This is a genomic window from Streptomyces sp. NPDC050548 (assembly GCF_044457385.1).
GTDB lineage: Bacteria > Actinomycetota > Actinomycetes > Streptomycetales > Streptomycetaceae > Streptomyces.
In genome coordinates this window covers 132,301-145,727 of sequence record NZ_JBITGV010000007.1, presented here as the reverse complement: position 1 = coordinate 145,727, position 13,427 = coordinate 132,301, and the positions used below count along the sequence as shown (strand labels likewise).

Below are 13,427 nucleotides of genomic sequence, written 5' to 3'. Positions count from 1 at the left end.
TGCGACCTTACGCATCCGCCCACAGTTGGGCGCCGCGCGCCCCGACCCGCGCGGTGACGCGGTGCAGCAGGTCGGCGGGCGGCAGCGGGTCGATCCGACGGCCGTCCCGCAGCCGTACGGCGACCAGGCCCGCGTCGGCCTCCCGTTCGCCGATCACCGCCTGGTACGGAACCAGCCGCGCCGCCCGGATCCGGGCACCGAGGCTGCCCTCGGCGGCGACCTCGGCACGCAGTCCCTGGGCGCGGGCCCGCTCGGCGAGGTCGTAGGCCTGTGCCTCCTGCGCCTCCGACACCGGGAGGACGGCCAGCTGCACCGGCGCCAGCCACGCCGGGAACGCCCCGCCGTGCTGCTCGACCAGATGCGCCACCGCCCGTTCCACGCTCCCGATGACACTGCGGTGCACCATGACCGGCCGGTGTTTCGCGCCGTCGGGGCCGATGTAGTGGAGGTCGAAGCGTTCGGGCTGGTGGAAGTCGATCTGGACGGTGGAGAGGGTGGCCTCGCGGCCGGCCGGGTCCTCGATCTGGACGTCGATCTTCGGGCCGTAGAAGGCGGCTTCGCCCTCGGCGGACTCGTAGGCCACCCCGGACGCGTCGAGAACTTCCCGCAGCATCGCGGTCGCCCGGCGCCAAAGGGCCGGATCGGCAACGTACTTGCCGCCGTCGCCCGGCAGCGAGAGCCGGTAGCGGGAGGCGCGGATGCCGAGGTCGGCGTAGGCGCGGGCGATGAGGGCGAGGGCTGCGCGGGCCTCCTCGACGGCCTGGTCGAGGGTGCAGAAGATGTGGGCGTCGTTGAGCTGGATGGCGCGGACGCGGGTCAGGCCGCCGAGCACGCCGGAGAGTTCGGAGCGGTACATGCCGCCCAACTCGGCAATACGGAGGGGTAGTTCGCGGTAGCTGTGCGAGCGGGAGCGGTAGATGAGGGCGTGGTGCGGACAGAGGCTCGGCCGCAACACGACTTCCTCCGCGCCCAGTTGCATGGGCGGGAACATGTCGTCGCTGTAGTGCGACCAGTGCCCGGAGATCTCGTACAGCTCACGCTTGCCGAGAACGGGCGAGTACACGTGCCGGTACCCGGCCGCGGACTCCAACCCCCTTACATACTCCTCCAGTTGATGCCGCACGACGGCACCGTCCGGCAGCCAGTACGGCAGCCCCGCGCCCATCAGGGGGTCGGTGTCGAAGAGGCCGAGTTCGCGGCCGAGACGTCGGTGGTCGTACATGGTGAACTCCTCGCGAAAGAAAGAACCGAGAGACGAGCACCACGGGACGAAGCCCCGGGGCACTCGCCCCGGGGCTTCGACTTGGTCAGCAGTCAGCGCGCCGGGACACTCTCCGGCGTCGTCGTCACAGCCGACACGAACGGCTTGGCGCGCTTCATGCGGCGCACCGTAGCAGGCGTACGACCGCTGCCGCGACGGGATTAATCAGCCGAGCTTCTTGAGCAGCTCGTCCGCGACCGGCGCCGAGGACGCCGGGTTCTGGCCGGTGACGAGGTTGCCGTCGACCACGACGTACGGTGCCCACGGTTCGCCCTGCTGGAACTCCGCGCCGAGCTCCACGAGCCGGTCCTGGAGCAGCCACTTCACCTTGTCGGCGAGGCCGCCCTGGATCTCCTCGTCGTTGGTGAAACCGGTGAGCCGGCGCCCGGCGAAGGCGTTGGTGCCGTCCTCCTTGACGGCCGGGAGGAGCGCGGCGGGGCCGTGGCAGACCACGCCGAGCGGCCTGCCGGAGGCAAGGGCCAGGGTGAGGAGGCGGCCGGAGTCGGCGTCGACGGCCAGGTCCTCCATCGGGCCGTGGCCGCCGGGGTAGTAGACGGCGGCGTAGTCGGCGAGGTCGACCTCGGTCAGCTTGACCGGGTGCTGGAACTCGGGGCTCGACGCGAGCACGGCGGCGACGCGGTCGGCGTTCTCCTGGCCGCCGTTGTAGTCGGGGGCGAGGCTGCCCCGGTCGACGGGCGGTACGACACCGCCGGGCGTCGCGACGACGACCTCATGACCGGCCGCCTTGAAGGCCTCGAACGGGGTGACGGCCTCCTCGGCCCAGTAGCCGGTGGGGTGCAGGGTCCCGTCGGCCAGGGTGAGGTGGTCGGCGCCGGTCAGCACGAAGAGGATCTTCGACATGGGGGTCTCCAGGGCGGTGGTCGGTGATCTGACTCCGACAGTAGGCGGGGCGCGGACGGGCGGCCAATGAGGAATCGAATGGCCGGTATTGGTTTCCCGATGGCCCACGGCGAGCCCGGCAGTCACCCGGACGGCCCGGCGCGCTGGTGGGCGGGCGCGGGCGATGGTGCCGTGGGAGCACGCGCCGACATGCGCGCCACGCATCCGCGTCACGCGTCCGCCCCAGGAGGGACCCTCGATGACCCGCTCCCCGGCCCGTGTCCTCCTCCTCGCCTCGGCACTGTCGGCGGGCACCCTGCTCACGGCCACGGGCTGCGCGAACGAGGCCGCCCTGCACAAGGTGACGAGCGCGCCCTCCCCCTCGGTCGTACGCACCCCCGCGGCGCACGCGTCCCCCGCCGCGGCCCCCGTCCTCACCCAGGCGCAGGCACAGACCGCACTGATCGCGGACACGGACCTGGGCGCCCCCTGGACCCCGACCCAGGGCACGGCGACCTGGCGCGACAGCCTCCTCAAGGCGAAGACCGCCGACCCCGACTGCCAACGCCTCCTGGACGCGCTCTACGCCGACGAACTCCTCGGCACCCCCGCCACCGCCCAAGCGGTCATCGGCCTCGACGACACCGACGACGAGGCCCAACTCCACTACCAGGTGGCCGCGTTCAAGTCCGCCGACGTGGACCGCACCCTGGCCTGGCTGAAGACGCTCCCGCAGAAATGCGCCCAGTTCACAGCGACGACAACGCGCTCGGGCGTCCAGACCGTGACGGTCACCGAGGCCACCCTCCCGAACGTCGGCGACGCCCGCGAGGGCCTCCACCTCACGCTCACCGGCACCACCCCGGAGGGCGACCAGTCCACCCTCACCCTCGACACCGCCGCCGTCCGCATCGGCGACGACACCATCACCCTCACGGTCGGGGGGCCGGCGAACGTCCCCCCGGACGCGATGAGCCGGGCACTGGAGATCGGGGCGCAGCGGCTTACGGATGTGCAGCGGCAGGGGCGGGTGCAGATCTGAAGACCGGCAACGGTCACCGCTTACCGTTTACCGCTTCTCGTACGGATCCGCCGGCTGCTTCACCTGCTTGACGGTCGTCGCGTCGAGGAGCGGTGGCCACGCCCCGTCCGTGCCGAGTTTGCCCTTGGGGAGCCAGGTGCCGGTGACGGTGACCCAGGTGTCGGTCTGGGGGGCGTCGGTGGCCTCGGTTCCTCTGATCTCGACCTTGCTGGTCGTGGCGTCGGCTGCGCAGCAGGTGACGACCAGGCGGGTGACGTACCAGGCGCCGTTCGAGCCGTGGGTGACGAAGCCCGTCATGCGGACCGTGCGGCCCTTGAGGGAGTGGCCGGTGTCGTAGATCGCCCGTGAGCTGTACTGGGCCACCGAGATGTCCAGCACCTTGGCGGCCGGTAGCGCGGGGAAGGTGCCCACTCCCTGTGCCGCGAGTTGCGCCTGTTCACGGCCCGCGCTGTACGAGCCCAGCGCGGGGGGCGGGAAGAGGAGGAGGGCCAGGGCGGGGAGGGTGAGGAGCCAGGCGATGCGGGGGCCGTGGCCACCATGGGAGTGCGCTTCCTCCTCCTCTTCCCCCTCGTGGTCCTCCTCGTGGTCCCTGTGGCTCATCCCCCTGACCGCCGCCACCACCCCCAACAGCATCAGCAGCGAACCGGAGATCACCAAATACGGCCGCAACGCCGCCTGCACATACCGCAGATACAGGTCGCTGAAGAGCGAGATCCGCAGCACCGCCCCGCCCGTCAGCAGGAGGAGGACCGCCGAGCCGTAGCGCCTCACAGCAACCACCAGCCCACCAGCGTGCTGCTCGTCACGGCGACCAGCCAGGTCGTCGAGGAGAAGCGGAACGCGAAGGAACGGCCGAACGTGCCCGCCTGCAACGCGATCAGCTTCAGGTCGACCATCGGGCCCACCACCATGAACGCCAGTTTCGCGGCAGGTGAGAAGCCGCTCAGCGAAGCCGCTACGAACGCGTCCGCCTCGCTGCACACGCACAGCACCACCGCCAGGAGTGCCAGCAACAGCAGCGACAGCCAGGACGAACCCGTGAAGATGTCCAGGATCGAGCGCGGTACGGCGATGTTGAAGGTCGCCGCCGCTGCCGCGCCCAGCACCAGGAAACCGCCGGCGTGGAGGAAGTCGTGCTGCAGGCCCGCGACGAACGCCTTCACGCCCACCGCCGAGTGCTCGGCGGACCGCGTGCGCTTCGGGAGTCGTAGCCACTCCTCCCTGCCGAAGCGCGCCCAGAGCCAGCCCATCACCACCGCCGTCGCGAGGGACGCGACCAGGCGGCCCAGCACCATCTTCGGCTGGCCCGGGAACGCGATCGAAGTGGCCACCAGGACAACCGGGTTGATCGCGGGGGCAGAGAGCAGGAAGGCCAGGGCCGCTGCCGGGGCCACCCCTCGTCTCATCAGGCTGCTCGCCACCGGGACCGACGCGCACTCGCAGCCCGGGAGTACGACTCCTGCCGCGCCCGCGATCGGGACGGCCAGGGCCTGGTTGCGGGGGAGGAGGCGGGTGAAGACCCGCTCGGGGACGAACGCGCCGATCGCCGCCGACACCACCGTGCCCAGGAGCAGGAAGGGGACGCCCTGTACGGCCACCGCCGTGAAGACCGTCCACCAGGCCGCCACGGGTGGGGTGTAGAGGTCGATCGCCAGCATCGGGCCGAGGACCGACACGACCGTGGCGATCGCGATCAGTGCCGCGCCACCGAGTACCGCGTAGACCATGGCGCGTACGGCCAGACGCAGGCCGTCGACCACGGTCCGTTCGTTCTGCACGCGCCTGTCTCATCCCGTTTCGCACGATTACTCCTGGCACTCGTACGTGGCACGGTAACCGTCGGCGCTGTGCGGTATCCCCGATTTGTCAAAGAGGAGGCTGTGCGGGCGCCGGGCCGAGGGTCGTGGTTCCGGGGGCCGTACGGTGGCCGAGGCCCGTGCGGTAGGCGTCGAGCGCCGCTTCCACCCGGCCGGTACGGCGGAGCAGATCGCCCAGCATCCGGCAGAGGTCGGCCAAGTCGCCTGCCGCGCCCGCCCGTTCCAGGAGGCTGAGCGCGCGGACGTAGTGCTCCTCGGCCGCGTCCGTGTCGCGGGCGTCCTCCGCGATGATGCCGAGGAGGCGGTGTGCGGCGGCGGAGTGCAGGGCGCCGCGTTCGGAACTGAGGTCGCTGAGGACGTCGTGGAGGAGGGTGGCGGCCTCGTCGGACTTGCCGCGTCGGTGGAGGACATCCGCCAGCTCGACGGCGACCTGGCTGCTGTACAGCGCCGCGCGCTTCGCCGTCAGCATGGCCAGCGCCTGCCTCAACTCGACCTCGGCGCGCTCCAGTTCGCCGTCCTGGGCGTAGACGTAGCCGCGCATCCAGTGGCAGTTGGCGAGTTCGGTGCGGAACTGGAGTTGCCGGTACAGATCGGCGGCCTTCGCGAGCGAGGCGTCGGCCTCCGCGACCTTGCCCTCCGCTATCAGCGTGCGCGCCACCGAACGGTGCATGCGGGCCAGCAGTGCCGGGTCCGCGACCTGCGGGGCGAGCGCGAGCGCCAGTTCCGCCGCCTGGGCCGCCCTCGCGTGCGCGCCCATGTCCATGTACGGCCCTATCGCGCTCGCGTAGAGCAGCAGGAGCGCGTCGGGGTCGTGCAGGCCGCCACGGTTCAGCTCGTCGAGCGTGGACTCCAACAGGTAGACGGCGTAACGGAGTTCACCGGTGAGGTAGTGCGCGACGGCACGGCCGCGGATGGCGGGGACGCGGGCGGGGAGGGGTTCGTCGGCGAGGCGCTGCTCCGCGCGCTCGAAGTGCAGGCGGGCGGCGGTGAGATCACCGGTGTCGAGGCCGCACTCGCCGAGCCCGAGGAGTGCGATGGCCTCCTCGTCGACCAGCCCGTGCGACTCCGCCTCCGCGAGCAGTTCGGCGTACCGCTCCGCCGCTTCCTCCGACTCCCCTGTCGCCAGGGTGCGTTGGGCGCCGGTCAGCCGTAGGCGCAGTTCGGTGGCGAGGTGGGCGGGGCGGCCGGTGGCCAGCTCGTCGTAGGCGACGCCGAGCCGTTCCGCGAGGTGGCGCAGCGCGTCGTCGGAGGGGCGGACCCGGCCGGCCTCAAGGGTGGAGATGTACGCCGGTGTGTAGGCGGGCTCGGCCAACTGCCGCTGGGTGAGCCCGCGTTCGTGCCGCAACTGCTGGACCCTGCGCCCGATGACTTCCGGGTCGTCCCGTCTCACCATGCATTAATCATGCCAGTAAGCGGAGTTACAGACTGGCGAGTAACTCAGTTACACGGCGTTGCCGAACGTGGACCATACGACAGCCACCTCCGAGCGGTTACAGCCTGTCGCTGAGCGTCATCACTCCGTCGTATCCCGGTGACGGGAATCACGTGACTCATCCGCACCGAGCTGCCGTACGGTGGAGAAATGTCCCCTTTGGTCAAGATCAGCAGCGCTTACGGGCCCCGCTTCGCGGAGTTCGCCTTCGAGCCTGCGTTCACGGCCGCGGTGGATCAGCATGTCGCGGAGCTGCGGGAACGCCTGTCGGCAGGCGGCCCCGATCTGACTCCCCCGTCCCCGGACTCCGCCGACCTCACCGACTACGCGCTCGGTTTTCTGGACGCGCTCGCGGAGCTGGACTGGCGGGAGCCGGTCGGGCACGACTACGCGGTGTGCAGGCTGACGGCCATCAGCTGGCTGGTGCACCGGCACGGGCTGCTGCCGGAGCAGCGCCGGGGTGACTGAAAACAGGTTTCCGTTGGCTCAACTCCCCCTGAAGCCCTTCCCGTTGCGCACTCCAACCCCTTAAGTTAGGCACGCATTAAGCGTGCTTAACTCATCGCTGTTGCCGTCGCCGTCACTGTCGTTGCGAGGTTGGTATGTCCGCGCGTTACGTCAGAGGATTCTGCGCCGCCGTCATCGCCGTAGCCGCCCTGATCGGCGCGGCAGCGGCAAGCCCGGCCAAGGCGGCGGACCGCCTGCCTGCGTCTCACTCGGGCGCGAGCGTCACGTCCGTGCGGGGGTAGAGCGGCAGAGCGCCGGTCTCGACCTTCCACCTGCCCGCGACGGTGACGGTGTTCCCGTACTCCGGGGAACCGCGCCGCTCGCCGACCTGCCACTGGTACGTCCACGTGCCGTCGCGCGGGTCCAGGATCAGGTAGTGCGGGATGCCCATCGCCGGATAGTCGCGGCCCTTGGCGTCGTCGTCGGTGCCGGGGCTCGACAGGGAGACGACCTCGACGGCCAGCAGGGGCACGGTGGCCTCGCCCGGGGTGACGACGAGGTCGGGGACACGGAGCGTGCCGAGTACTTCGTCCCCGGTGACGGCGGCCTGGAAAACACCGACACCGTCCGGGAGCTGCGGAACGAGTTGATCACGCACGTCCGCAACCGTGGCCTCGTGCCGGTGACAGGGGATCGTCGTCATGACGAACATCCCGCCGCTGATCTCCGGATACGTGAAGCCCGGCGGTGGTGTGAAGCGCTCGCGCAGCTCACGCAGACGGTTGTAAACGGCACGCTCGGTCATACCGCATGGCAGCCAGGGCCGACGCGGGCCCGGCCTGCGTGGCCGGGCCCCGGCCGGTTCACCAAGTGGTGCGGGTTCAGCACTTCCACGTCGCCCAGTACAGCTCGCCCTTCAGGGAGCCGTCCGACCAGGAGACCGGGGTGTCTATGTGGATGCCCGAGGAGCCCTGGCCCGGGTAGTACCAGTAGTAGTGGCCGTCCGTGCGCTTGTTGTAGTGCGCCTCGATCCAGCCCACCGAGTGCCGGACCCAGGGCGCGAACCAGTACGCGCCCTTGTAGCCGGGGCGGATCGTGTTGGTGATGGTGCTGGTGGCCGTGCGGGTGTTGCCCAGGGTCCAGGTCTCCGATGTCGACGAGCTGGCGGACATGCCCGCCTCGAAGGTGTCCTTCAGGCCGACGCTGACCTCGATGCTCTGCGACTGCTCGTAGGAGTACGAGGTGTTCGTCGCATAGCTGTAGGTGACGGCGTAGGTGCCGTTGTCGGTGCCTCCGCAGTTCCCGACCACGTTGCTCGCCTGGTGCCGCTTGCCGAGCGCGGTCCAGGCGTTGACCTCGTGGTACTGGCACGAACTCGGCCAGCGGACGTCGCCGTGGTGGTTGCAGCCGGCCAGCACGTCCGGCTTGTCGTCGCCCCAGCCGGGGCTGGAGTTCGCGCTGGCGGTCCCCGTGGAGAAGGGGATGAGCACCAGGGCGAGAGCGGGCGCCAGCAGAGCCAGTCGGCGGCGGCCACGCGGAAACACCTTCATGGTCGTTCTCCTCGTCGATACGTCGGTCGGCGCCACCACCCGCCACGGGTGGCGACGCCTCCGATCGTCATCGCCGGGGAGTTGATCCGACAGTCCCGCCCCAGGGGCGAATCAACTCCGGATCACCCACCTCACCTGCGCCGATGCCGGTGCCTGCGCCCGCTACATGTCCTGGCGCGGGTCCGTGCCCATGTCCGTGCGCTCCCGCACCGGCTGGTTCCCCATCGCGTCCGCGCGGCCCGCCTGGTACGCCGTGAGGCTGCCCTTCGCGTTGGTGGTCTCGCGCTCCGCCGCCATCAGCATGCGCTCCATGCGCTGCCGCATCGGCGCGATCATGCCGCCGCCGACACCGACGATCAGGATTCCGGCGACGGTGGCGAGGGTCGCGTAGAGGACGGGCTGGGTGACCGACGTCGCGATGCCCGCCTGGCCGAGCGCGGCGATCACGCCGAGCGCCACGATGCAGGCCCAGACGATGGTCGCGAGCATCCTGCCGTACGACATCGACGACAGCGCGCTGCCGACGATCCCGCGGACCGCGTTCGCGATGGCCATCGCCACGACGATCAGGACCACCGCGACGATGCCGCGCGGCAGCCAGGCCACGATGCCGTTGATCATCGTGGAGACCGGGTTGGTGCCGAAGACGCCCAGCGCGAGCTGGAGGGTGATCAGCATCAGCGCGTAGTACACGATCTTGCAGACGATGCCGGTCATGTCGTACTTGGAGTCCCGCAACATCCGCGCCGTACCGGCCCGTTCGGAGAGCTTCTCCGAGCCGACGCGCCGCAGTACCCGGTCGAGCACGCGGGCGATCAGCTTCGACACGAACCAGCCGATGGCCAGGATGACCAGGAAGCCGATGAGTTGGGGCACGAACTGCGCGACCTTCGACCAGGCGTCGTTCAGCCCCTGGGTGAAGTCGATGGCGAGGGTGGATTCAGGGACAGCCATGAGCGGCACTTCCTTCGGTGGGTACTACCAGCCCCCTGTCAGCATCAAGTGGAGCAGCGCGAAGGAAGCGTGGCCGCGTGGGCTGCGCCGTACGGGTGACCTCAGCAGATACGGCGGTACGGGGCGTCCGGCACGTACGTCCGCCACTGGGCCCGGGTCAGCTCCGCGTTCCCCGTCCTCGCGCAGACCTCGGCCCGTGCCCGCTCCGGGTCGACGGTGTACCGCTGGAGCGGGACGTGCGCGCTGCCCGCGAACACCGTGCCGCCGTCCCGGCTGAAGGCGAGGGACGTGATGGCCTCGCCGGGGGTCGTCAACGGGCCGCTGCTGAGCGGCTGTTGGGTGCCCACGTCCCAGAGCTGGAGGCTGCCCGCGTCACCGGCGACCGCGAGTGTGCGGCCGTCGGGGCTGAAGGCGACGGCCGAGACGCCCTCCGGGGCGGTGCCGACGGAGGCGGGGAAGACGTTGCGGAGGATGCCGGTACGGTGGCGGACCGCTCCGTCCCACAGGTGGACCCGGCCCGTCTGGTCGCCGACCGCCAGCGCGGAGCCGTCGGCGGTGAAGGCGAGGGCGCCGATCTCGTCGCCCTGCACGAGGTCGGCGCCGGTGGAACGGCCCGAGGGCAGCCGGGCGATCCGCCCCTCGCCGACCAGCAGCCCGCCGTCCGGGCGGACGGTGAGGTGGGAGCCGGTCACGCCGGTCAGGACGGACGTGCGGCGTCCGCGCGTGAAGTCCCAGGTCTCGTCGGTGAGTTGACCGGTGGACGAGGTACGGGCCACGTGGAGGGTGTGGCCGGGGTCCGGGCCGAGGGCGAGGGAGACGACCGCCGCGCCGGGCAGGTCCGGCGAGGCCACGGACCTCGCGCGCGTCACGTCCCACACCCCGAACCGCTGCGCCACCGCGTCCCGGCCCGGCGCCGAGACCCCGTACGCGAACCGGGTGCCGTCCGGGCCGAAGGCCATCAGGGGGAGGGTCTCGGCGGGCACGGTCGGGAGCGCGGGGTCCGTGGAGACGGGGACGGGGACCGGCGGGAAGGTGTGCAGGACACGGCCGTCGGAGGTGTCGTAGAGGCGGAAGAGGTAGTGGCCGCCGGTGCGCTGGGTGGTGGCGTAGGTGCGGCCGTCCGGACTGAAACGGACGTCGTCCAGGGCGGTGTCGCGCCAGGCGTGGGTGACTGCGCGGCCCAGGCCGAGGGTGTGGACGGTGCCGCTCTCCAGATAACGCAGGGTGCGGCCGTCGCGGTCCCAGGCGAGACCGCCGTAGAGGCGCTGGTTGTCGAGGGCGTGGCGGAGGACGGGGGCGCCGGGGGCCGAGAGCCGCCAGACGCGCAGTTCCGAGCCGTCGGCCGTCGCCACGAAGGTGCCGTCCGGGCTGAAGGAGGCGTACCGCGTCCCGGTGTCCTGGAGGTCGGCGACCGAGCGGCCCGTCGTCGTGTCCCAGACGCGGAGTCCGGTGCCGGTGGCGACGGCGAGCCGGTCTCCGGAGAGGGCGAGGACAGGGTTGTCGGTATCGCAGATGCCCGGGCCCTGACGCCAAGTGCCGTGCAGCGGGCGTGACTTGGCCGTGTTCCATACGTGTACGCCACCCGTCGCCGAACAGACCGCGGCCGTACGACCGTCCGCGCTCACCGCGGTGAGAACCGCGCCCGGTGCCCGCGCCTCGAACAGCACCCGGCCGTCGGCCGCCGAGCGCAAGCGCACGCGGTCGCCCTCGGTGGTGAGGAGGGAGCGGCCGTCGGCCGTGAAGCGGGCGTCGCCGACATCGTGCAGTCGCGGCCCGGACCAGCGGTGGGTGACCGCGTTCCACAGCCGCAGCGTGCCGTCCCCGTCGGTGACCCCGAGGACCTGCGCGGACGGGCCGGCCTCGGTCACCGTGCCGGCGGGCACGCGGCCCGAGCCGGTGGCGCGATGGGCGGTCACGTCCCAGGTGCGCCAGGTACGGCCGTTGGCGCTGAGCAGGGTACGGCCGTCGTCGGTGAGCCGCCGCAGGGTGTCCTGGCCGGGCGCGGGGTCGGTGAAGGTGTCCGTCTCCACCTGCGCGAGCGAACCGAGCAGGGCCCGCCGCGTCTCGGGCAGCCGGGCCGTCCGCCAGGCGGCGACGCCGAGTTGCTGCGCGGTGCGCGGGTCGGTGGAACGCAACCCGTCGGCGACGTCGGCGACCCGCCGGGCGGCACTCTGCGTACGCCGCCGCAGGTTGTCGTCCCGCTCATGGACGACGGCGAAGGCCGACAGCACCGCGACCACGAGCACGACGGACAGCGACACGGCCAGCACGCGGTACCTGCGGCTGATCCGGACGGCGGCCCGGTGTTCGGCGGCGCGGGCGTCGAGGGCGGCGGTCAGGAAGGCTCGTTCGGGGGTGGTGAGGGCGAGGTCGGACCCGTCCGCAGAACCCGCGGCGCCCTCGTCCTCGCCGAACAACTCCTCCGCCCGCGCCAACCGCGTCCCCCGATACAGCGCCCCCGGATCCCGGTCGTGCTCCAGCCATGTGCGGGCCGCTTCCGTCAGCATGCGGTGGTGGCGGAGGCGTTCGCGGTCCCGTTCGATCCAGGTGTGGAGGCGGGGCCAGCAGGTGATGAGGGCCTCGTGGGCGAGGTGGACGGCGTCCTCGTCGGCGGTGAGGAGGCGGGCTCGGGTCAGGCGTTCCAACACCACCGACACCTCGGGGGCGTCCCAGTCCGCCAGTTCGGGGCGGGTCAGGGGGCGGCGGGTGTCGGGGGTGCCCTGGCCCGGGACGACCATGCGCAGGAGGAGGTGGCGGGCGGTGCGGGCCTCGTCGGGGGACAGGGCGCCGTACACCTCCTCCGCCGTCGCCGCGATCGCGCCGCGTACTCCGCCGGCGGCCTCGTAGCCGGCGAGGGTGAGCATGCGGCCCCTGCGGCGGCGCCAGGTCTCCAGGAGGACGTGGGAGAGCATCGGCAGGCCGCCGGGTTCGTCCAGGACCTCCTCCACCAGGCGGGCGGTCAGGGTCCGTTCGACCAGGCAGCCCACCGCCTGGGCCGGGCCCACCACCGCCTCCCGCAACTCCTCCGCCGTCATCGGGCCGAGCAGCAGCGCGGCCCCTCGAAGGGCGTCGGCCAGTTCGCGGTGTTCGGCGCAGCGGGCGTAGAAGTCGGCGCGGACGGAGATCAGCACCCGCAGGCGGGTGTCCGGGGTGCGGGACGCGAGGAGGAGGTCCAGGAAGCGGGATCGTTCCCGCGCGTCCTGGCAGAGCGTGAAGATCTCCTCGAACTGGTCCACCACCACCCAGCTCGCCGGCTCCCCGGGGGCGGGGGTGAGGAGATGGCCGTAGGTGGTGGCCGGGGTCGGGCCGGGGGTGAGGACGCGCAGGGTCGCCGGGTGGCCTCGGGTGGCCAGTTCCTCCCGCAGGCGCGGGATCAGTCCGGCCCGCAGCAGGGACGACTTGCCGCTGCCCGAGGGGCCGAACAGCACTGCGAACCGGTGGTCGCAGACCAGCGCGTTGACCTCGTCGACCACCCGGTCCCGGCCGAAGAAGAGATGCCGGTCGCCCGGTTCGAACCGGGCGAGCCCGCGATACGGCACCGGGCCGCCGACGTCCTCGGGTTCCGCCGCCCGGACCCGGCTCGCCTCGGCCGCCGCCTCTGCCTCGGCCGCCTTCCAGCGCGGCCCCCACTCGGCCGGGTCGCCGCCGCAGGCCCGTACGTATCCCTCCACGACCGCGAGTCTCGGCAGCCGTTCGCCGGCCGCGGCCTGGGAGAGCGTGGTCGCCGCGAAGCCCGCCGCCTTCGCCATCGTCCGGTACGAGGGTCCGCCCGCGGCGCGGCGCAGTTCCCGCAGCGCGTGCGCGAGCCCCTGCACGGCACCGGCCCCGGGGTCGACCGGCCGCTCGGGACGACCCATGCGCGTACCTCCATGCACCTGACGAAAGCGACATCCGGAGCGATGACCATACGGATGGTCAGGAAACGGCCGGGTTGCCGCCGGGTGACGGCTGGGTGACACCCACCGCCGTATCGACGGCTCTCCCGCCCGATCCGGAATTGATTGACCTGGTCAGAGGGGCGTGCGAATCAACATTCCGGTCGCGATCGTCGGTCGTGGCATCCCCCACACCGAACGACTGGAGC

The 13,427-nt window shown here is 71.7% G+C and carries 11 protein-coding genes; 2 read left to right on the top strand and 9 right to left on the bottom strand.

All coding sequences use genetic code 11. From position 1 onward, the window contains the following. Positions 1-7: 7 nt before the first annotated feature. Both thrS and ACIBJH_RS20995 read right to left on the bottom strand, forming a co-directional pair. Positions 8-1,285: a threonine--tRNA ligase gene (gene thrS / locus ACIBJH_RS21000; RefSeq protein ID WP_399118337.1), complete on the bottom strand. Its 1,278-nt coding sequence runs from the start codon at positions 1,283-1,285 to the stop codon at positions 8-10. Between the two features lie 141 nt (positions 1,286-1,426). Next, the gene (locus tag ACIBJH_RS20995; protein WP_399118336.1) at positions 1,427-2,122 is read right to left on the bottom strand and encodes a type 1 glutamine amidotransferase domain-containing protein; all 696 of its coding nucleotides are present in this window, start codon (positions 2,120-2,122) and stop codon (positions 1,427-1,429) included. A 238-nt stretch (positions 2,123-2,360) separates the two neighbouring features. Here ACIBJH_RS20995 and ACIBJH_RS20990 point away from each other — a divergent pair, with 238 nt between their 5' ends. Next, a complete protein-coding gene (locus ACIBJH_RS20990; RefSeq protein WP_399118335.1) occupies positions 2,361-3,143 on the top strand; it encodes a hypothetical protein in 783 nt (260 codons plus the stop codon). Positions 3,144-3,170: 27 nt separating this feature from the next. Here ACIBJH_RS20990 and ACIBJH_RS20985 read toward each other — a convergent pair whose 3' ends face one another. From ACIBJH_RS20985 to ACIBJH_RS20975, 3 genes are all read right to left on the bottom strand, one after another. Further along, positions 3,171-3,914, bottom strand: coding sequence for a TIGR03943 family putative permease subunit (locus ACIBJH_RS20985; RefSeq protein ID WP_399118612.1), 744 nt, complete (start codon positions 3,912-3,914; stop codon positions 3,171-3,173). Continuing rightward, complete coding sequence (locus ACIBJH_RS20980; RefSeq protein ID WP_399118611.1) at positions 3,911-4,870, bottom strand: permease; 960 nt, start codon at positions 4,868-4,870, stop codon at positions 3,911-3,913. Before ACIBJH_RS20980 ends, ACIBJH_RS20985 begins: the two co-directional genes overlap by 4 nt. A 139-nt stretch (positions 4,871-5,009) precedes the next feature. Next, positions 5,010-6,353: a tetratricopeptide repeat protein gene (locus ACIBJH_RS20975; protein WP_399118334.1), complete on the bottom strand. Its 1,344-nt coding sequence runs from the start codon at positions 6,351-6,353 to the stop codon at positions 5,010-5,012. A 189-nt stretch (positions 6,354-6,542) separates the two neighbouring features. Here ACIBJH_RS20975 and ACIBJH_RS20970 point away from each other — a divergent pair, with 189 nt between their 5' ends. Further along, entirely contained in the window at positions 6,543-6,860 is a 318-nt protein-coding gene (locus ACIBJH_RS20970) for a DUF6401 family natural product biosynthesis protein (protein WP_399118333.1), read from the top strand. A gap of 244 nt (positions 6,861-7,104) precedes the next feature. Here ACIBJH_RS20970 and ACIBJH_RS20965 read toward each other — a convergent pair whose 3' ends face one another. From ACIBJH_RS20965 to ACIBJH_RS20950, 4 genes are all read right to left on the bottom strand, one after another. Further along, entirely contained in the window at positions 7,105-7,644 is a 540-nt protein-coding gene (locus ACIBJH_RS20965) for a Uma2 family endonuclease (RefSeq protein WP_399118332.1), read from the bottom strand. Positions 7,645-7,720: 76 nt separating this feature from the next. Further along, a complete protein-coding gene (locus tag ACIBJH_RS20960; RefSeq protein WP_399118331.1) occupies positions 7,721-8,389 on the bottom strand; it encodes a hypothetical protein in 669 nt (222 codons plus the stop codon). Between the two features lie 162 nt (positions 8,390-8,551). Beyond that, entirely contained in the window at positions 8,552-9,343 is a 792-nt protein-coding gene (locus tag ACIBJH_RS20955) for a hypothetical protein (protein WP_399118330.1), read from the bottom strand. A gap of 101 nt (positions 9,344-9,444) precedes the next feature. Next, positions 9,445-13,200, bottom strand: coding sequence for a hypothetical protein (locus ACIBJH_RS20950; RefSeq protein WP_399118329.1), 3,756 nt, complete (start codon positions 13,198-13,200; stop codon positions 9,445-9,447). Positions 13,201-13,427 lie beyond the last annotated feature (227 nt).

Coding starts and splice junctions, on each gene's coding strand:
- ACIBJH_RS20995 (WP_399118336.1), bottom strand. CDS start 2,122: ATGTCGAAGATCCTCTTCGTGCTGACCGGCGCCGACCACCTCACCCTG.
- ACIBJH_RS20990 (WP_399118335.1), top strand. CDS start 2,361: ATGACCCGCTCCCCGGCCCGTGTCCTCCTCCTCGCCTCGGCACTGTCG.
- ACIBJH_RS20980 (WP_399118611.1), bottom strand. CDS start 4,870: ATGGTCTACGCGGTACTCGGTGGCGCGGCACTGATCGCGATCGCCACG.
- ACIBJH_RS20975 (WP_399118334.1), bottom strand. CDS start 6,353: ATGGTGAGACGGGACGACCCGGAAGTCATCGGGCGCAGGGTCCAGCAG.
- ACIBJH_RS20970 (WP_399118333.1), top strand. CDS start 6,543: ATGTCCCCTTTGGTCAAGATCAGCAGCGCTTACGGGCCCCGCTTCGCG.
- ACIBJH_RS20965 (WP_399118332.1), bottom strand. CDS start 7,644: ATGACCGAGCGTGCCGTTTACAACCGTCTGCGTGAGCTGCGCGAGCGC.
- ACIBJH_RS20960 (WP_399118331.1), bottom strand. CDS start 8,389: ATGAAGGTGTTTCCGCGTGGCCGCCGCCGACTGGCTCTGCTGGCGCCC.
- ACIBJH_RS20955 (WP_399118330.1), bottom strand. CDS start 9,343: ATGGCTGTCCCTGAATCCACCCTCGCCATCGACTTCACCCAGGGGCTG.
- ACIBJH_RS20950 (WP_399118329.1), bottom strand. CDS start 13,200: ATGGGTCGTCCCGAGCGGCCGGTCGACCCCGGGGCCGGTGCCGTGCAG.